A 17,938-nucleotide genomic window follows, 5' to 3' on the forward strand; every position below is an offset into this window, starting at 1 on the left:
AATGTGGGCATGCGCACGTCAACGGTGATCGACCCGGACCTCCCGCCTGCCGAACTGCCGCCGCCGCTGCCCGAGCCGGCGCGCGACGAGCTCCGTCTCGAGGTCGTGCTCGGAGCGCTGAGCGATCCCCTACGGCTGACGATCGTGCGCAAGCTGCTGCTGGAACGCGAGGCCTACGACCATCCGTGCGGCTGGTTCGGGCTGGACCGGCCGAAGTCGTCGCTGACCCACCACTTCAAGGCGCTCCGGGAGGCGGGCATCCTGCGGCAACGGCAGTACGGGCTGGAGCGGCGCAGCCGCGTGCGCACCGAGGACCTCAACGCGCGCTTCCCCGGCCTGCTGGACCTCGTCGCAGCATGGGAACCCGCATCACCCGGGCGGGATTGATTGCCAGCGGTTGTCTCACGACGCGGAGGCGCGTCGTTCCTCCGAGGCGATCACCGTGTCCAGAGCGGTGTCCGGGAGCGTGTCGTCGGGGGCGCCGAGCTGGCGGGAGATCTGCACGCCGGTCTGCAACATCTGAGTCAGCACCATCGGCCGCCGGTCGGGTGCCAGCCGGCCGCGTGGCGCGCAGATGTGCACGGCGGCGATAACGGTGCCACTGGCGTCAATGATCGGGGTGGCCAGACCAATGATGCCCTCGACGCTTTCACCGTCGCTGATGCTGTAGGCCCGACCACGGATGGAGGCGTATTCGGCGCGCAACTGGTCGCGGTTGGTCAGGGTGAAGGGGGTGAACTGTTCCAGGCGGGAGGCGCCGAGCGCGCGGGCTTCGAGGTCGGGGTTGTAGGCGGCGATGAGCTTGCCCACGGCCGAGCCGTGCAGTGGGCGTCCGCCACCGAGCTGGATGACCACGGACAGCAGTTGTGACGCCTCGTAGCGGTCCGCGTAGACGACATCATCGCCGCTGCGGACGGCGAGGTACACGTTCTCGTTGACCTGCTCGCACAGCTGGACCAGGTGCGGGCGCGCCACGTGCCGCAGCTTCACGGAGTCCACTATGGATAGAGCCAGGCCGATCGACCGCGGTCCCAGCGCGTACGTGCGGGTGCCGGCCAGCCGTACCGCGCCGATGTCGACCAATGCCTGGAGCAGGTCGTGGGTGCTGCTCATCGGAAGCCCGAGGTCGTCGCTGAGGTGCTTGACGCTCCGGCCGTCGTGGTGCTGGGCGAGGTAGCCGAGCACCGCCAGGGCGCGATCGATCCGAGCTGGGTTCACAACCCGATCTCCTCTTCTCGTCGACAGGGTCACGATCGTAACCCTAGTCACCAACTCCGCAATCTCGTACCATACTTCGCATGTACGAATCTTCAAGCTCCAGGCCGCTCACTGGTGATGGTAGCGCCAACGCGAGGCCGTTGGCGGGAATTCGCGTCGTAGATGCCACTACCTGGCTGGGCGCGTATGCCGGGAGACTGCTTGCAGACCTCGGTGCCGATGTGGTCAGACTCGAACCGTCCGACGGATCTGCGGAACGATGGCAGGGGCTCCGGTTGCCCGGCGGGACCAGCGCCTGGTGGGCGTTCGCCGAGGCGGGCAAGCGCGGGACCGTGTTGGACGCCCAGGAACCGGGCTACGCCGATCGGCTCGCGCGCCTGCTGGATGCCGCGCAGGTGCTGCTGACCTCAGAGGGGCCCGCCGCGCTGCGCGACCGCGGACTCGATCCGGAACACCTGCGAGCACGGCATCCGGGCCTGGTTCACGTCTCGGTGAGCCCGTATGGGCTGGACGGGCCGTACGCCGACCGGCCGGCGACGGATCTGACGCTGCTGGCGGCGGGCGGTCTGCTGTCGCTCGCCGGCGATCCGGATCGCGAACCGGTGCGTCCGTTCGGTACTCAGACCGCCGTGATGGCGTCCCTGCACGCCACCGTCGGCGCCCTGATCGCGGTGTTGGTTCAGGAGGAGTCGGGCCAGGGGCAGACCGTGGATGTGTCAGCGCAGGAGGCGGTGGCGCATTCGCTGGAGAACGCGGTGCAGTACGCCGACCTGGAGGGCGTGGTGCGGCACCGGGCGGGCAGCGCGCCGACCGAGGCGGGAACGGGGTTGTTCACGTGCCGGGACGGTTGGGTGTACCTGGTCTGCGGGCTGGGCGGCTACCCGCTGGGCTGGGACGGTTTGATCGCCTGGTTGGACGCCGAGGGCGTGGCTGGTGCCGACCGATTGCGGGCGCCGCAGTGGCAGGAGTCAGCGTGGCGGAAATCGGTGGAGGCCGTGGCGGAGTTCCGCGTGATCTTCGAAGGCTTCGCCGCCGGCCGTGGCAAGCAGGAGCTGTACGAGGCCGGGCAGCGGTTCGGGGTGAGCATCGCGCCGGTGTCCACTCCGGACGATTTGCTGACCAGTCCACAGCTGACCCAGCGCGGGTTCTTCCGCGAGATCGACGTGGACGGCGCGCCAGTGGTGTTCCCCGGCGCGCCCTACCGGTTCGCCGGCGCCGAGGTGGGCCCGCAGGGCGGGCCGCCCCCTGCGCCGTAACCGGCCGGTCAGGCCCGGGCCGGCTGCGCGTAGAGGCTCTTGCCGCCGCAGACGTAGAGGACCTGGCCGGTGACGGCGGTGCTGGCCGGTCCGGCGAAGAACCGGGCCGCCCAGGCCACGTCCTCTGCGGCGCCGAGGGTGCCGGTGGGCTGGGCGGTCATGAGCCGATCGAGGGTTTCGGCGGGTTCGCGCCGCAGCAGCGGGGTGTCGATCAGGCCCGGCGCCAGGCAGTTCACCGTGATGCCGTGCCGCGCCAGCTCGATCGCCAGTGAGCGGGTGGCAGACACGACCCCGCCCTTGGACGAGGCGTAGGCCGTCTGCCCGAACCAGCCGAGCCAGGCGCGGGAAGCGATGTTGATGATCCGGCCGGTCCGGCGGGGGATCATGGACCGGGCTGCGGTTTGCGAACACAGGAACACCCCGGTCTGGTTGATGGTGAGGGTGCGCTGCCACTGCTCGTCGGTGAGCCGCCGGATGCCCGCGTCGATGCTGATCCCGGCGTTGTTCACCAGGATGTCCACCGGCCCGTACGCGGCTTCGGCGTTGGCGAACAACCGCTCGACGGCAGGGCGGGACGCCACGTCCACCGGTAGGCCGATGGCGGTGCCGCCCTCGGTGGTGATGTCGTGAGCCGCGGCGGTGGCTGCCTCGGCCGCGATGTCGGCGATGACGACGCGAGCGCCCGCGTCGGCGAATTCCCGGGCGATGGCCAGGCCGATGCCGCTGGCGGCACCGGTGACGACCGCGATCCGGCCACTGAGTTCACGCATGGCTGGTCCTACCTTCTTTGTTGGGTCTGAACTGGTCACTTCGCAGGATCGGGGGACCCTGGGGCTCCGGTATGGCTTGCACGGTTGCGCCGGTGGTGAAGGCTGAAAGGATTTGGTCGCCTGGGGCCCGTGACGGCCCGGCCGCTGATTGGGATACGCGGTGTGATCGCTGTGAGGACGGTGTCGGCGTGGTCGTCTGCGGGTGAACTGCGGAGCTCAAGCGATGGAGGACGTCGTGCCCCTGATCTGGGCCGGCGTGGACATCGGCGAGGAACATCACCCCTGCGTGGGACCGGGGCAGGAACTGGCCGCTGCGATGGTCGAACGTCTGGCCAAGGGGTGATCGCCCTCAGCATCGAAATCGCCCAGATCGACGGGATGATCGAGGAGCGATTTCGCCGGCACCGTCATGCCGAAGTGATGCTCACCCTGCCTGGCTTCGGGCCGGCTCTTGCTGCGGAGTTCCTCGCCGCCACCGGTGGTGAGATGACCGCGTTCGGCTCGGCGGACCGTCTCGCCGGTTACGCCGGACTCGCGCGCCGGGACTCCGGCCGCACGCACGGCAACCTGCGATGGCCTCGCCGCTACCACCGGGGCTTGCTCAGGTCCTGTTACCACGCTGCCGTGACCAGCGTGCCGGCCTGGCCCTCCTCGAAGGCCTACTACCAGCGCAAACGAGCTGAAGGCACACGACACGAACAGGCGGTGCTCTGCCTCGCCCGCCGACGTCTCACCGTCCTGTCGGCCAGGTTCGGCGACGAGTGCCGCTACCACGCTTCACCTCCGATCCCGGCGGCTGCGTGACTTGACAATCGCCATTGGGAAGTCCTTTGCGGATTCAGACGGACAGGCTGGACAGCAGGCTGGCTCCGCCGCAGCAGTAGAGGACCTGCCCGGTGAGGTAGCCGCTGCGGTCGTGCAGGAAGAACGCGACGGTGGCGGCGATGTCCTCGACGGTCACCGGCCGCGGGGCCAGCTCGGTGGGCTCGCGCAGGTGGGTGCCGGCTGGCGGCGGCGTGTCTCGCAGGGGGCTGGTGTCGGGTGGGAGCGCGGCGATCACGTTGACGGTTGTCCCGGTGGGCCCGAGTTGGAGGGCAAGGCTGCGGGCGGCCGCGACGAGCGCGGCGGCTGCGGCGGCGGACTGGACGCGGCTTGGCCAGCCGAGGCCGTCGCGGCTGCCGACGACCACGATCCGGGAGCCGCCGGCCGCGCGCGAGCGCAGCCTGGGCCGCAGTCGCTCGACGGTGCCGAGGAAGTCGTCGACGGATCCGCCGGCTCGGTTCCCGTCGAGCAGGCCGGGGTCGTAGACCAGTGCCGCGATCTCCCGGTCGTGCGGTGGATCGGTCGCAACGGTCCAGCCAGTGGATTCGAGGTGGTCCGTCACAGCCGTGCCGATGAGCTTGCCGGGGCCGGTGACGACGGCGAGGGGCATCGTGTCCTCCACTTCAGTCGGTGGTGAGGATGTGGACGGCGCAGGCGCCGTTGTCGACGCCGAAGATGCCGCCCCCGGTGACGTGGGTCAGCGCCACTTCGGCGCCGGGCACCTGGAGGTCGCCAGCCTGTCCGGTCAGCTGCCAGTACGCCTCGCAGATCTGTGTGGCACCGGTCGCGCCGACGGGGTGGCCGCGGGAGAGCAGGCCCCCGCTGGGGCTGACCGCGACCCGGCCGTCCCGGTCGAACTCGCCGGCGACGATGGCCTTGTGCGCCTGCCCGCGGTCGGCCAGCCCGAGCGCCTCGGCGTGCAGCAGCTCGGCGATGGCAAAAGCGTCGTGTAGCTCCACGATGTCCACATCGGACGGGGCGAGGCCGGCCATCGCGTAGGCGGCCTTGGCGGTGCGCGCGGTGATCTCGGGCCAGGTCATGTCCCGGTATCCGGTGTGGAAACGGCCGGACCGCACAGCGCTGGCGCGGATGCGCACCGCCGGTGTGGGCAGCTGCGCGGCGATCTCCGCCGAGCACAGCAGAACCGCGGCCCCGCCGTCACTGTTGGGGCAGCAGTGCAGCAGCCGCAGCGGGTCCGCGATCGGGCGCGAGCCTGCAACGTCGGCCGGCGAGACTTCGCCCTGGAAGTGGGCGCGCGGATTGGCAGCGCCGTTGCGGCGGTTCTTCACCGAAACCGCCGACAACGCCTCGGGCGCAGCGCCGAAGTCGTGCAGATAGCGCTGGGCGCGCATCGCGTAGGCGGCGGGCATGACCATGCCCTGCTCGATCTCGATGTCGCCGGTGGTCAGGGGAAGTGTGCCACCGCCGAACCCGGTCAGGTTGTCCGCGCCGAACGCGACCACGCAGTCGGCCTGCCCGGTGGCGACCAACTGCCAGCCGAGATGCACCGCCGCCGCACCGCTGGCGCAAGCGTTTTCGACGGTGTAGACCGGCTGGCCGGATACGCCGACGCGTTGCAGGACGCGCTGGGCCAGCAGCGAGCCCCCGTAGGTGGAGCCGCCGAACCCGGCGTCCACCTGCTCCGGTGTGATGCCGGTGCGCGCCAGCAGGTCTCGCACCGCGGCGTAGCCCAGGTCCGCGGCCTTGATCCCGGGATGCTTGCCGAACGGGTGCACGGCCGCACCCGCGACGTAGACCGGCCTCATCGCGCGCCGTCCTCTGCCGTGATGACGTAGGACATCAGCGGTCCCGCGTCGGTGCGGCCGATCTCGCCGATGCCCAGACGTACCGGCGTGCCGGGGGCGAAGGCCTCGCCGGTACCGCCATGGGCCAGTACCCGGACACCGTCGATATCCACATAGGACAGGACATACGGTGGTCGGTACGCGGCTGGCCCGGCCCGGACGACGGTCGAGGCGTACACGACGCCGCGGTCCCCGGTGGGCTCGTCGTGGACGTCTGTCGAGGCGCAGTGCGAGCACACGTCACGGGGCGGGAACCAGCGTGCGTCGCAGGCATGGCAGCGGGTGATGGTCAACGTGACGTTGTCGCCGTCGCGGCGGATCCACTCGCCGCCGACAGTCTCTACTGTGGTCATCGAGGCTCCTGTTCTCAATTGCCGGTGTAGTGGGGTGTGCGCCGCTCGGCGAAGGCGGTGCGGCCCTCGACGCGGTCGCGGGTGTCTCGGAGCACGCCCCAGAGCAACTGCTCCAGGGCGACGGATTGGCTCAGCGGGAGATCGTCACTACGGGTGGCGAGGGTGACGAGGCTGGAGATCGCCAGCGGTCCGCAGGCGGCGATGCGGTCGGCGAGTTCAAGCGCGCGGTCGACGAGCTGGTCCGGGCGGACGAGATCGCTGACCAGCCCGACCCGGTGCGCTTCGGCGGCGTCGATGCGGTCGCCGGTGAGGACCATCTTCAACGCGACCGCGCGTGGAATGGCACGCAGTAGCTTCGACACCCCGCCGACGGCCGGCACACTCGCCCAGCGGGGCTCGGGCAGTCCGAAGGTGGCGGCGTCGCTGGCGATCCGCAGGTGGCAGTCCAGCGCGAGTTCCATGCCCCCGCCGAGTGCGTGCCCGTTGACCGCCGCGATGAGGGGCTTGGTCAGGTTCAGCTCACTGAGGGTGATCGCGCGGACGTACAGCCCGTCGCCGACACTTTCTTCGTAGGGCGCGAAATAGGAGCGTGCGAACGAACTCTGCGGCGGCAGGGTGCGCTTGAGGTCCGCGCCCGTGCAGAACGCCCGCTGCCCGGCTCCGGTGAGCACTGCCACGCGCAGGCTCGAGTCGTCGCGGAAGGCGCGCAAGGTCTCGTTCAGTGCGCGCATGTCGGCGACGTCGAGGGCGTTGAGCGCTTCGGGCCGGTTGATCCGGATGACGAGGGTCTTGTCGTGGCGTTCGGTGTCGATGGCCATGTCAGCCGATCACTTCCTGTTCGTGGAGACGGTCGTACTCGGCGCCGGTGAGCCCGAGCAGCTCGGTGCACACCGCACGGGTGTCGGCGCCCAGCAGTGGCGCGGGCGAGCGCAGGCGTCCTGGCGTGGTCGACAGGCGGTAGGGGATGCCGTCGTAGACGCAGTCGCCCATTTCCGGGTGGCGCAGGGTGACCCAGTGGCGGCGTGCCGCGAGCTGCGGGTCGCGGTGCAGGAGGTCGGCGGCGTCGTTGACCGGTGCCGCCGGAACCCCGGCGGCTGCCAGTGCGTCGGCCAGTTCCCTGGCGTCCCAGTCGCGCACGGCTTCTCCCAGCGCCTTGTCGAGCAGCGCGGCCGCGGACCTGCGGCCGTCCCCGGTGGACATCTCGGTGCTGCGGGCCCAGTCCGGGTGACCGAGCACGCGGACCAGCCCGCGCCACTGCTCATCGGTGACAACGGCGATCGCGCACCAGCTGTCCTCGCCGGCACACCGGTACACGCCGTGCGGTGCAGCGACCTCGTCGAAGTTGCCGTCACGCCGCACGTCGATCCCGACCCCGGCGGCGAGGATGGCTGGACCGATCGCGTTGACCGTGGACTCCAGCTGGGCCAGTTCGATGTACTGACCGCGACCGGTGCGTCGGCGTTGCCTGAGCGCGGCGAGCACCGCGATCGCCCCGTGGAGGGGATTGGGCACGTGGTCGGGATAGTTGGTGCCGGTGCCGACCGGGGCGCGATCGGGGTAGCCGGACAGCCCCAGCAGGCCCCCGGCGGCGGCGATCGACAGGCCATAGCCGCGGAAGTCCCGATGCGGCCCGCTCACGCCCTGCATCGGCATGTCCAGGTAGATCACGTCCGGCCGCACCGCGCATGCCGCCCGGTATCCCAGCCCGAGCCGCTCCATCGTCCCCGGGGTGAAGTTGTTCGCCACGATGTCGCTGGCCGCGATGAGCCGCAGCGCCAGCTCTCGGCCGACCGGGTGGCGCAGGTCCAGGCAGATGGACTTCTTGCTGGAGTTCCGGTTGGCGAAGTAGCCGCTCCGGTTCACCCCCGGCACGCCCCCGGCGAAGGGCGCCATGCTGCGGATCACGTCGGTCCGCGTCCGGGACTCGACCTTGATCACCTCCGCGCCGTGGTCAGCCAGCGGCTTGGTCAGGAACGGTCCCGCGCCCACCCACGTGAAGTCGGCGACCCGCACCCCGCGCAGTGGTCCTTCATCGTCGCTCGTCGCCATCACTGTCTCCGTATCTGCGAAGTTGACTTCGAATTCTCGTATCAGGCGTGAAACCTGTCAACCAACTCTGCGAGGTGAACTCGTGCGAACAGGCTCTTGACAAGACCGGCGCTTCGCGTGACGCTCACTCTAATCCGAGTATTCGAATCGCGATACGCAGTTGCGACACTCAGGGAGTTGGCGGACCGCGCGCGAGGAGACCGAGCCAAAGGGAGGCTGCGTCACCCATGAGCTATGCACGGCCGAGGATGCTGATCCTCGACGACTGGGAGGGCGAGATCCGGACCTCGCCCGGGGCGGACCGGTTGCGGGAGCTTGCCGACGTGACCGTCCTGGACGGCCCGCTGGCGGAGGTACCGGACGACGAACTCGCCGACGTGCGGGTCGTGCTGGCGATCCGGGAGCGCACCCGCTTCAACACCGCAACGCTGAACCGGCTGCCGCGGCTGGAGCTGATCCTGCAGACCGGTGGGCATGCATACCACATCGACGCCGACGAGGTGGGTAGGCGTGGCATCGTGGTACCGCTGTGGCGCAGCCACGACGCGTGTGAGGCGGCTATGCGAGAGCTCACGTTCGGCCTGATGATCGCTGCGCTGCGCAAGTTCCCCGAGGCGAACCAAGCGCTATCGGTCGGCGACTGGCCCGGCATCCTGGGCGGTACCCTGCGCGGCCGTCGTCTGGGGATTCTGGGTATGGGCCTGCAGGGCAAGGCCGTGGCTCGGCTTGGCCGGGCGTTCGACATGGACGTCGTCGCCTGGGCACGTCCCGGCAGCAGTGCCGTCGGCAGTGACGACGGCGTGCCACGGCTGCCGATGGACGAACTGCTGACCACGTCGGATGTGGTGAGCATCCACCTGCGGCTCTCGCCGGATTCCCGGGGCTTGCTGGGCGCCGCGGAGCTGCGCTCCATGAAGCCCGGCTCCGTGCTGATCAACACGGCGCGTGGGGCGATCGTCGACGAGGAGGCACTGGTCGAGGTGCTGCGGGACGGTCCGTTGCGCGCGGCCGGCCTGGACGTGTTCACCGTCGAGCCACTGCCGAAGGACTCACCCCTGCGCAGCTTGCCCAACGTGGTGCTCACCCCGCACATCGGCTGGACGGTCCGGGAGGCCTTCGCCGAGTTCGCCGACGGCGCGGCCGGGCAACTGGAGGACTACCTCGCTCATCGGCTCGACCAGCGAGAGCTGGCCTTCCCCCCGCCGCAGCAGCGAGGAACGGACGTGATCGGCGGTGTGAGCACGCGATGACGATGGACCGTCACGACCACTGGATCGCCGGCCGCGCGGTGTCACCGCACTCCGGCGACTACCTGCCCACGCTCGATCCGATGACCACACGCCCGTGGGCGGAGATCGCCCGCGGTGACGCCGAGGACATCGACCGAGCGGTGACCGCGGCGCAGGATGCGTTCCCCGCGTGGCGCGCCACGGCACCCAGCCGGCGAGCGGAGACCCTGTGGAAGCTCGGCGACCTGATCGCCGAGCACGCCGATGAGCTCGCGCAGCTCGAATCGCGGGACGCCGGCAAGGTGATCCGCGAAGTCCGCGGCCAGCAGGTGGCGCTGCGCAACTGGTACCACTACTACGCCACCCTCGCCCACCACATGGAGGGCCGGCACATTCCGCACGACAGCCGGACCCTCACCGCCATCACCGTGCGCGAACCCTACGGCGTCATCGGGGTCATTCCCGCGTTCAACTCACCGATGTTCCTGGGCGCGATGGGCCTGGCTCCCGCCCTGGCCGCCGGGAACACCGTGGTCGTCAAACCGCCCGAGGTCAACGCGCTGTCGCTGCGGCTGCTCGGACAGCTCGCCCAGCAGGCCGGCCTGCCCGACGGTTGCCTGAACATCGTGCACGGTTACGGCCACGAGGCCGGCGACGCGCTTGTCGGCCACCCGCTGGTCCGCAAGGTGTTCTTCACCGGCGGCCCCGAGTCGGCGAAAGCGGTCACCGCCCGCGCCGCCGCGGGACTCAAGCCGACCGTGCTGGAGCTGGGCGGCAAGTCGGCGAACATCTTCTTCGACGACGTCGACGTCGAGCAGGTCACCAACGGGGTGATCGCCGGAATCTTCGCCGCCGCCGGCCAAACCTGTGTCGCCGGATCCCGGCTACTGGTCCAGCACGGCGTCGCCGATGAGCTGGTCAAGGCAATCGGCGAACGGACCCGGCGGATCCGACTCGGTGATCCGACCTCGCCCGACACGGAGATGGGACCGATCTCCCAGGAGAAGATCCACACCGGTGTCGCCCACCGGGTCGCCGAAGCCATCAACGATGGCGCCGCAGTCGTCGCAGGCGGCCCGGATGCGCCCATCCCTGACGCGGGCTGGTTCTACGCCCCCACCGTGCTCGACGGCGTCACCAACGACATGGCCGTCGCCCGCAACGAACTGTTCGGCCCCGTCCTGTCCGTCATCCGGTTCCAGGATGAGGACGAGGCCATCGCGATCGCCAATGACTCCGATTTCGGCCTCGCCGGCGGCGTCTGGACCAACAACCTCCAGCGGGCCCACCGTGTCGCCCGTCAGCTCGAAGCCGGGACCGTGTGGGTCAACACCTACCGGGCCCTGCACTACGGCACCCCGTTCGGCGGCACCAAGACCAGTGGGTACGGCCGCGAAAACGGCCTGGACGGCTTCGCCGAGTTCACCCAGCCCAAATCCATCTGGTTCGAATCCAGCACCGAACCGATGGCCGATCCCTTCACCCTGCGCTGACCGAGCCCGCCGGCAACCAACCCCATCCTGTCAACGACGACGAGGAGAAATGATGAACACCCCCAACAGCTACGACCTCGTGGTAGTCGGTTCCGGCGCCGCCGGACTCGCCGCAGCCGTCAGCTACGCCGAAGCGACCGCCCACCGGGCCCAACCACCGCGAATCGCACTACTCGAGCGATCCACAGAGGACCAGCGAGGCGGGGCAACTCGGTGGACCGGGGCGTTCCTGCGCATCACTGAGGAACGCAAGCTCGACCCCGACTGGGCGGACCACGTCCAGCGGGTCTCCGGCGGGCTGTCCGATTACGAGTACTGCAAGACCCTGGAACGTGAGACCCCGGCCACCCTCAAGTTCATCGAAGACCGCGGGGTCGCCCTGGAATTCAACGAGTTCCCCATCGCGCACACCTTCGCCGACGGCAGCCCCACCATGACCCCGCCCGGCAACCCCGTCGGTGGAGGAGCCTCCATCGTCAAGGCCCTCTCGGCCAAGCTCGACGAACACCCCAACGTCGACGTGCACTTCCAGACCGAAGCCATTCGCCTCACCACCGGCGAGGACGGCGCGGTCGACGGCATCGTCGTACGCGGCCCCGACGGCTACGCCACCCGTCTTGGCGCCGGAGCCGTCGTCCTGGCCTGCGGCGGCTTCGAAGGCAACGCCGAGATGCTCACCCGCTACCTGGGCGCCAATGCGTGCGACCTGCCCCTGATCGCGCCGGGAATCGCCAACAACCGCGGCGACGGTATCCGCATGGCCCTGGAACTCGGCGCCGACACGGCCGGCCAGTTCGACATGATCCACGCCGAACCAGTCGACCGCCGCACCCGGAAAGCCGACGCGGTCCTCTACGGCTACACCGGCGGCATCTTCGTCAACGGCAAGGCCGAACGGTTCTTCGATGAGGGCAGGGACACCTGGGACAACACCTTCGAGCTCATCGGCTACGAGATCTGGCGCCACCAGAACCAGGAGGCCTACTGGATCGCCGACGCGCACAGCCTCGACATCCCCGGGATCCGCAACGCCTGGCTGTCCGACGTACCACCGGAACAGGCCGACACCCTCGACGAGCTCGCCCGCAAGCTCGGGCTGCAACCAGAAGCGCTGGAAAAGACCGTCGCCGACTTCAACTCCGCGGTCGGCCCCGGCGAGTTCGACCACACCCGCTTCGACGGCAAAGCCACCGTCGGGCTGACCCCACCGAAGTCCAACTGGGCCACCCCGCTGGACACCCCACCGTTCATCGGCATCCCGCTCACGGCGGCGATCTGCTTCACCTACGGTGGCATCCGCACCGACACGAACGCCCGCGTGGTGACTCCCAGCGGCGTGCCCATCCCCGGCCTCTACGCCGCGGGAGAGCTCACCGGCCTCTTCTACCACGAGTACCCGCCGGCCACGTCGGTGCTGCGCTCCCTCACCTTCGGCCGCCTCGCCGGACAACACGCCGCGGCACAACTCGCCTGAACCCGGGCCTCCAAATCGCGCGGGCCGCAACCGCACCGGAGCTGCGGCCCGCGCCCTCTCACGCCCATTTGACGGCGCGCGCCCGCTCATCGAGTTTCGCCCGCCAACCTCCAGTCCTCACCGCACCGCCAGGAGCGAGATCGCATGCAGCCCAGCGCACCAGACGCCGGGAGGGCCGCGGCACACGTTGCCGCGCGCCTGGACCGGCTGCCGGTCACCAGATGGCACCGCAAGATGACCTTCTTGGTCGGCATCGGCACGTTTTTCGACATGTACGAGGTGTTCCTCGGTGGTGTGATGGCCGCGGTCATCGCCCAGCAGTGGCACCTGACCGGAACAGAGAAGTCCGCCGTGGTCGGCGCCGCGTTCCTCGGGATGTTCTTCGGGTCCAGCCTGCTCGGAGTCCTGGCCGACCGGCTGGGACGGCGCACCATGTTCCTGGTCAACCTCGGCGCCTACGGGCTCGCCAGCCTGCTCACCGCCGCCTCGCCCAACTTGGCGTGGCTACTGGGGCTGCGGTTCATCACCGGCCTCGGCGTCGGCGCGGAACTGACCCTGGTCGACACCTACCTGGCCGAGTTCCTGCCCCGGACCGTACGCGGCCGCTACATCGCCTGGGCCTACACCCTCGGCTTCATCGCCGTGCCGATCGTGGCGTTCGTCGCGGCGAAAACCGTGGCCGCGCACACGGTGTTCGGCCTCGCGGGCTGGCGAATGCTGCTCATCCTCGGCGCGACCGGATCGATCGTGATCTGGCTCGCGCGGCGTCAACTGCCCGAGTCGCCACGCTGGCTGGCCGTGCAGCGTCGATCCGCCGAAGCCGAGCAGGTGGTCGCCCGGATCGAGTCCATCGTGCAACGTCAATCGGGCGCGGCGTTGCCGCCCGTTCCCACTACCGAGGCGGCGCAGGTGCATCGAGTGCCGCTGAGCGGAATGTTCCGTGGCGAGCTGCGCAACCGCACGATCATGTGGTGGATCTTCCAGGTGTTGCAGACCGTCGCCTACTACGGTTTCGGTGCTCTGGCGCCCATCGTGCTGACCGCCAAGGGGTTCGACATCACCTCGTCGCTGGGGTACGCGGCGGCCAGTTTCCTCGGCTATCCGGTCGGATCGGCGCTGTCGATTCCGCTGGTGGACCGGTTCGAGCGGAAACGGTTGATCATCGTTTCCGCTTTGGGGATCGCGCTTTTCGGCCTGCTGTTCGGCATGGCCGCATCGTCCGCGCTGATCGTCACCACCGGGTTCCTGCTGACCGTGTGCAGCAACGTGTTTTCCAACTCGTTCCACATCTATCAGACCGAGATCTTCCCGACCAGCCTGCGCAGCAGCGCGATCGGCATCGCCTATTCGTTGTCCCGCCTCACCTCCGCGGTACTGCCCTTCGTCGCGATCACGGCGCTTGACCACCTCGGCGCCACCGCGGTGTTTTTTGGCTCGGCCGTACTGATCGGCGTGCTGTGCCTGGATGTCGGCCTGCTCGGCCCGCGCAGCACCGGCCGCCCGCTGGAAACTGTCGCCGAGCGCACCCCCAGCGCCACCGAAAGCGCGCCCGCGTCGGAAACCGCGTGACAGTACCCGACGGGTCATGGGGACCACCAGCTCCCCAGTCGTGATCCGCACGGGAGTGTCACGTGACTTGGGCAAGTTCTGCAGAAGGGCAAGCCCGAGACCCCCGGGGTAAGGCGAACTGGGTGGATGGGGGCGAGTCCAAACGTGGCGATGCCCGCAGGAGGGGCAGGTGTCCCGCAACAGCGGTGTGGTGGCGGGTGCAGGCGAAGCGACAGGTCAGCCGCCAGGACAGAATCCAGCGATTTTCGTTCTCGGACAGGAGCGGGGCAGAACCGTGACCATCTCAGTCCCGCGCCACCAGCGCGGGAGTCTGCCAGGGCCCGAACATCGCCGGCAGGTTCCGCCACGCGATCCCGCACCGATACCGGTAGATAATGCCCTCGGCCATCGCCCGCGGATCCGAAAACGGCCGCCCGGGTCTCCCCGTGCGCGCCGGCAGCAAGTCCTTGATCAACGCCCACTGCTCATCCGAGAGCAACTCAAACCACGACCCGACTAGCGGACCTGGAGCAGGCGATCATCGACAGCTACGAGCGGCTGTGCGTGCGGTGCACGGACGTCAACCTCCCGGTGGCCGTGCGCAGCTCGGCGACCGGGGAGGACGGCTCGCACGCCAGTTTCGCGGGCATCTTCGACACCTACCTCGGGGTCACCGGGCCACAGGCGGTGATCGAGTCGGTGCGGAACTGCTGGGGCAGCCTGTTCACCGCACGCGCCCTGGCTACCGGCATCGCAACGGGATCTCGCACCACGCCAATGCCGGCGGTGCGGGCGAGCGACTCGATCGGCTGCCGGACCGGCTTGAGCAGGTTCTGGGCCGGGTGCGGGGTTCGGTTGCGGTAGGACGGTTGCAGCAGCCGCACCCCGCGGTCGGCGCGGTCGGTGTCCAGTTCGCGGGAGACGGCGCCCTTGTCGCCCAGAATGAGCGGTCCTGGTATCAGCACCTGACGCTCGTCGAGCTTGGGGGCGGGGCGCCGGCCTCGGGTCCGGCGGGGTGCCGGACCCCGACGCATCGAGATCCGGCCGAGTGGTGACGACGAGTTCGGCGCCTGGCCGGAGACCGCCGCGGACGGCTTCGGCCACCCCGGCACGCAGGGGCCGCCCGACCACGCGTTCCTCACACGCGCCATGCGCGAGCTCGCGGCGGGCGGCGTCCAGCGCTACCTGGCGCGGTGCGACGGGGTCGTCGCTGGTGCCGTCGGCATGTGCGTCACCGGCGGCCAGGCCCAGTTCACCGGGGCCGCGACCCTGCCCGGCTACCGGCGCCGGGGCATCCAGGCCGCCCTGCTGTCCGTGCGGCTCGCCGACCAGCAGGCTGGATTTCCCTGGACAATCCACCCCTGAGCCATCGAGCAGCCAAGCCGGAGAATGCGTTCACCTTCGCATGCCGGGCACGGGTGGCGTTATTGGTCGGTTCGGTGTGCGTCGTTGTGAGGTCAGCTTGGCCGGTAGGCGGCGAGGAAGGCATCTGCCCCGTCGTCGGCGATCCGCTGCAGTTCTCGTGGTGATGGCATCGGCCCGTCGGGGTCGAACAGCGCGGTATCGAGGGTTGCGCCGAGCACGAGGTAGGAGAAGTGCTCGGCGGCTCGTTTCGGGTCGGGTGTGTTCAGCGCGCCGCGCGCGTGCAACTCGCCGAATGCCTCGGTAAGGGCATTCATGACCCGCCCGGGCGCACGCCGGTAGTATTCGGCGGCGAGTTCGGGGAATCGGGTCGCCTCCAGGATGATGAGCCGGCGCAGCCGCAACACCTGTGGCTGCGCGACCGCCGCGAGGTGCCGGCGGGCCAGTTCACGTATCGCGGTGGGCACGTCAGTCGCGTCCGGCAAGCCCGCGACGAGCCGATCGGCGAAATCCTGCGCGGTCGCGGTATATCCGAGCACGATCTCGGTGAACAGGGTGTCCTTGTCTCCGAAGTTGTTGTACACGCTGCGTTTCGACACCCGGGCCAGGCTGGCGATGTCGTCGACGCTGGTGCCCTGGTAGCCGTTACGCAGGAAGAGTGTGGTCGCGGCCTCGGCGACGGCCATCCGTGTCCGCGCCACGCGCGGGTCGGGTCCGCGCTCCGCGTTCGTGGCCGACCGTGGCGCGGCTGCGGGGATGCGCACGATCAGGACGTCTTCCGGGCCGGTTAGGTCCGAGGGTGGCATCAGGATCCTCTCGCAGAAACGCTCCACTCAACTTCTTGCACTCAATAGTACCAGACGGTACTGTCCTGTGCAGTATCCACCGGTACTCATGAGTGCAGAAAGTGAGCGCGCGATGTCGACCACCACCATGACCCACCCGAACCCCTGTGACCGCCCCGGCACGGTTACGCGCTCCCTGCTCGGCTACGGCCTGCTCGCCGGGCCGTTCTACCTGGTCGCCGGTCTGATCGAGGCGCTGACCCGCAGCGGGTACCAGTTCACCAGGCATGACCTGAGCCTGCTCGCCAACGGAGCGCCCGGCTGGATCCACGTCGCCGTCCTGGTGGTCACCGGCCTGATGACCATCACCGCCGCGGCCGGCATGCGCCGCGCCCTCGCCGGGACCCCGGGCGGCCGGTGGGGCCCGCGGCTCGTCGCCGGTTACGGACTGGGACTCGTCGCCGCGGGAGTGTTCGTCGCCGATCCGATGAACGGATTCCCGGTCGGTACCCCTGACGGCCCGCCCGTTCACCCGACCGTCCACGGTGTGCTGCACGTTGTCACCGGCGGGCTCGGATTCCTCTGCCTGATCGCGGCCACCGCCGTACTGGCCCGCACGTTCGCTCGAGCGGGCCGACGCGGTTGGGCCTGGTACTCGCGTGGCACCGGCGTCGCGTTCCTCGCCGGGTTCGCCGGCATCGCATCCGGCGCCAGCAGCCCGCCCGTCATCCTGGGATTCTGGGCCGCTGTCGTCATCGCTTTCGCCTGGCTCGCCGCCCTGTCCCTGCACCTCTACCGCGCACAGTGAGGACCCGGCCATGAAGCTCCGCGCCACGATCGAACTCACCGGAAAGACCACCACCGGCATCGAGGTTCCGCCTGACCTTCTCTCCGCACTGGGCGGTGGCAAGCGCCCGCCGGTGCGGGTGACCATCAACGGATACACCTACCGCACCAGCATCGGCGTCATGGCCGGTCGGTACCTCATCCCCGTCAGCAGCGACGTACGCACGGCGGCAGGCGTCGCGGCGGGGGACGAAGTGGACACCGAACTCGAGCTCGACACCAGCCCGCGAGAACTCGACGTGCCACCCGAACTCGCCGAGGCGATGGACACCGGCACCCGCGAATTCTTCGACGGACTGTCCTACAGCCGCAAACAACGATTCGTACTGCCGATACAACAAGCCAAAACACCAGAAACCCGGCAACGTCGCATCGCCAAAGCCATCGCCGCCCTCCGCGACCGCAAACCCGAACCATGACGCGAAGTGCTGTACACGGGGATGCCGTGGGAGTTCCTGCCGCAGGAGCTGGGATACGGCTCCGGGATGACGTGCTGGCGACGGCTGCGGGACCGAAGCCGGGGTGTGGCAGGAGTTGCACGAGCTGCTTCTGGCCAGGTGAGCGCGGCCGGGCTGCTCGACTGGTCTCGGGCTGCGGTCGATGGCTCGCATGTCCGGGCGCTGAAAGGACGCCGAAAACCGGGCCGAGCCCGGTCGACCGAGCCCGCACCAGCTCCAAACACATCTGATCACCGAAGATGGCGGTATTCCGCTGGCGGTGACGCTGACCGGCGGGAACCGCAACGACATCACCCAGCGTGCCCGCTGCTGGAGGCCCACCCGCCGGTGCGAGGCCGGCATGGGCGGCCCCGCCGCCGTCCCGACAGCTTGTATGCCGACCGCGCCTACGCACCCGGTGGGAAATCCTGACGACATCCACCAAGCCTTCCTCGGCATCGCCTGCAGCATCCGGCGAGGTCAATGGCACG

At 69.4% G+C, this 17,938-nt stretch carries 19 protein-coding genes and 3 pseudogenes; 12 read left to right on the forward strand and 10 right to left on the reverse strand.

What is annotated here, in order from left to right:
- The first annotated feature begins 9 nt into the window (after nt 1–9).
- Entirely contained in the window at nt 10–387 is a 378-nt protein-coding gene (locus FB470_RS27315; RefSeq protein ID WP_306996181.1) for an ArsR/SmtB family transcription factor, read from the forward strand.
- Nucleotides 388–402: 15 nt separating this feature from the next.
- Here FB470_RS27315 and FB470_RS27320 read toward each other — a convergent pair whose 3' ends face one another.
- Nucleotides 403–1,218, reverse strand: a complete 816-nt coding sequence (locus tag FB470_RS27320) for an IclR family transcriptional regulator (RefSeq protein ID WP_306996182.1) — start codon at nt 1,216–1,218, stop codon at nt 403–405.
- Nucleotides 1,219–1,298: 80 nt separating this feature from the next.
- On the opposite strand from FB470_RS27320, the gene FB470_RS27325 reads away from it, so the two are divergent.
- Entirely contained in the window at nt 1,299–2,474 is a 1,176-nt protein-coding gene (locus FB470_RS27325; RefSeq protein ID WP_306996184.1) for a CaiB/BaiF CoA transferase family protein, read from the forward strand.
- Between the two features lie 8 nt (nt 2,475–2,482).
- Here FB470_RS27325 and FB470_RS27330 read toward each other — a convergent pair whose 3' ends face one another.
- A complete protein-coding gene (locus tag FB470_RS27330; RefSeq protein ID WP_306996186.1) occupies nt 2,483–3,244 on the reverse strand; it encodes an SDR family NAD(P)-dependent oxidoreductase in 762 nt (253 codons plus the stop codon).
- 292 nt (nt 3,245–3,536) lie between these two features.
- On the opposite strand from FB470_RS27330, the pseudogene FB470_RS27335 reads away from it, so the two are divergent.
- Nucleotides 3,537–4,048: pseudogene (locus FB470_RS27335) on the forward strand (transposase); the annotation flags it as partial.
- Nucleotides 4,049–4,082: 34 nt separating this feature from the next.
- On the opposite strand, the gene FB470_RS27340 reads toward FB470_RS27335, so the two are convergent.
- From FB470_RS27340 to FB470_RS27360, 5 genes are read right to left on the reverse strand one after another with little or no spacing between them, the layout of a single operon-like run.
- Nucleotides 4,083–4,676 (reverse strand): SDR family oxidoreductase, encoded by a 594-nt coding sequence (locus FB470_RS27340; RefSeq protein ID WP_306996188.1) that lies wholly within the window; start codon nt 4,674–4,676, stop codon nt 4,083–4,085.
- A 13-nt stretch (nt 4,677–4,689) separates the two neighbouring features.
- A complete protein-coding gene (locus FB470_RS27345; RefSeq protein ID WP_306996190.1) occupies nt 4,690–5,832 on the reverse strand; it encodes a thiolase family protein in 1,143 nt (380 codons plus the stop codon).
- The gene (locus FB470_RS27350) at nt 5,829–6,224 is read right to left on the reverse strand and encodes a Zn-ribbon domain-containing OB-fold protein (RefSeq protein WP_306996191.1); all 396 of its coding nucleotides are present in this window, start codon (nt 6,222–6,224) and stop codon (nt 5,829–5,831) included. Before FB470_RS27350 ends, FB470_RS27345 begins: the two co-directional genes overlap by 4 nt.
- Nucleotides 6,225–6,238: 14 nt before the next feature.
- A complete protein-coding gene (locus FB470_RS27355; protein WP_306996193.1) occupies nt 6,239–7,042 on the reverse strand; it encodes an enoyl-CoA hydratase/isomerase family protein in 804 nt (267 codons plus the stop codon).
- 1 nt (nt 7,043) lies between these two features.
- Nucleotides 7,044–8,273: a CaiB/BaiF CoA transferase family protein gene (locus tag FB470_RS27360; protein ID WP_306996195.1), complete on the reverse strand. Its 1,230-nt coding sequence runs from the start codon at nt 8,271–8,273 to the stop codon at nt 7,044–7,046.
- A gap of 227 nt (nt 8,274–8,500) precedes the next feature.
- Between FB470_RS27360 and FB470_RS27365 the strand changes: the two genes are divergently transcribed.
- The 4 genes from FB470_RS27365 (at nt 8,501) to FB470_RS27380 (ending at nt 14,038) form a co-directional block, all read left to right on the forward strand.
- Nucleotides 8,501–9,523 carry an NAD(P)-dependent oxidoreductase gene (locus tag FB470_RS27365; RefSeq protein WP_306996197.1) on the forward strand — a complete coding sequence of 341 codons (1,023 nt, stop codon included), beginning with the start codon at nt 8,501–8,503 and terminating at the stop codon, nt 9,521–9,523.
- Nucleotides 9,520–10,995 (forward strand): aldehyde dehydrogenase, encoded by a 1,476-nt coding sequence (locus FB470_RS27370; protein ID WP_306996198.1) that lies wholly within the window; start codon nt 9,520–9,522, stop codon nt 10,993–10,995. The genes FB470_RS27365 and FB470_RS27370 overlap by 4 nt, the downstream gene beginning before the upstream one ends.
- A gap of 52 nt (nt 10,996–11,047) precedes the next feature.
- Nucleotides 11,048–12,469, forward strand: coding sequence for an FAD-binding protein (locus FB470_RS27375; protein ID WP_306996200.1), 1,422 nt, complete (start codon nt 11,048–11,050; stop codon nt 12,467–12,469).
- A 234-nt stretch (nt 12,470–12,703) separates the two neighbouring features.
- Nucleotides 12,704–14,038, forward strand: a complete 1,335-nt coding sequence (locus FB470_RS27380) for an MFS transporter (protein ID WP_306999503.1) — start codon at nt 12,704–12,706, stop codon at nt 14,036–14,038.
- A 283-nt stretch (nt 14,039–14,321) separates the two neighbouring features.
- On the opposite strand, the gene FB470_RS27385 is transcribed toward FB470_RS27380, so the two are convergent.
- The gene (locus tag FB470_RS27385; RefSeq protein WP_306996201.1) at nt 14,322–14,516 is read right to left on the reverse strand and encodes a transposase; all 195 of its coding nucleotides are present in this window, start codon (nt 14,514–14,516) and stop codon (nt 14,322–14,324) included.
- 65 nt (nt 14,517–14,581) lie between these two features.
- Here FB470_RS27385 and FB470_RS27390 point away from each other — a divergent pair, with 65 nt between their 5' ends.
- Nucleotides 14,582–14,881 carry a PEP/pyruvate-binding domain-containing protein gene (locus tag FB470_RS27390; RefSeq protein WP_306996203.1) on the forward strand — a complete coding sequence of 100 codons (300 nt, stop codon included), beginning with the start codon at nt 14,582–14,584 and terminating at the stop codon, nt 14,879–14,881.
- Here the strand turns inward: FB470_RS27390 and FB470_RS36015 are convergent.
- Nucleotides 14,803–15,003 (reverse strand): annotated as a pseudogene (locus tag FB470_RS36015) (IS982 family transposase); the annotation flags it as partial. The gene FB470_RS27390 and the pseudogene FB470_RS36015 sit on opposite strands and share 79 nt — an antisense overlap.
- Between FB470_RS36015 and FB470_RS27395 the strand changes: the two are divergent.
- Nucleotides 14,999–15,382, forward strand: coding sequence for a GNAT family N-acetyltransferase (locus FB470_RS27395; RefSeq protein WP_306996205.1), 384 nt, complete (start codon nt 14,999–15,001; stop codon nt 15,380–15,382). The pseudogene FB470_RS36015 and the gene FB470_RS27395 sit on opposite strands and share 5 nt — an antisense overlap.
- A gap of 92 nt (nt 15,383–15,474) precedes the next feature.
- On the opposite strand, the gene FB470_RS27400 is transcribed toward FB470_RS27395, so the two are convergent.
- Nucleotides 15,475–16,212 (reverse strand): TetR/AcrR family transcriptional regulator, encoded by a 738-nt coding sequence (locus tag FB470_RS27400; RefSeq protein ID WP_306996207.1) that lies wholly within the window; start codon nt 16,210–16,212, stop codon nt 15,475–15,477.
- A gap of 85 nt (nt 16,213–16,297) precedes the next feature.
- On the opposite strand from FB470_RS27400, the gene FB470_RS27405 reads away from it, so the two are divergent.
- The 3 genes and pseudogenes from FB470_RS27405 to FB470_RS27415 form a co-directional block, all read left to right on the forward strand.
- A complete protein-coding gene (locus FB470_RS27405; protein ID WP_306996209.1) occupies nt 16,298–16,972 on the forward strand; it encodes a DUF998 domain-containing protein in 675 nt (224 codons plus the stop codon).
- Between the two features lie 10 nt (nt 16,973–16,982).
- Nucleotides 16,983–17,429, forward strand: coding sequence for a YdeI/OmpD-associated family protein (locus FB470_RS27410; RefSeq protein WP_306996211.1), 447 nt, complete (start codon nt 16,983–16,985; stop codon nt 17,427–17,429).
- A 6-nt stretch (nt 17,430–17,435) separates the two neighbouring features.
- Nucleotides 17,436–17,858, forward strand: a pseudogene (locus tag FB470_RS27415) (transposase); the annotation flags it as partial.
- Between the last annotated feature and the right edge of the window lie 80 nt (nt 17,859–17,938).

Origin of the sequence: Amycolatopsis thermophila (genome assembly GCF_030814215.1) — a bacterium.
Lineage (GTDB): Bacteria > Actinomycetota > Actinomycetes > Mycobacteriales > Pseudonocardiaceae > Amycolatopsis_E > Amycolatopsis_E thermophila.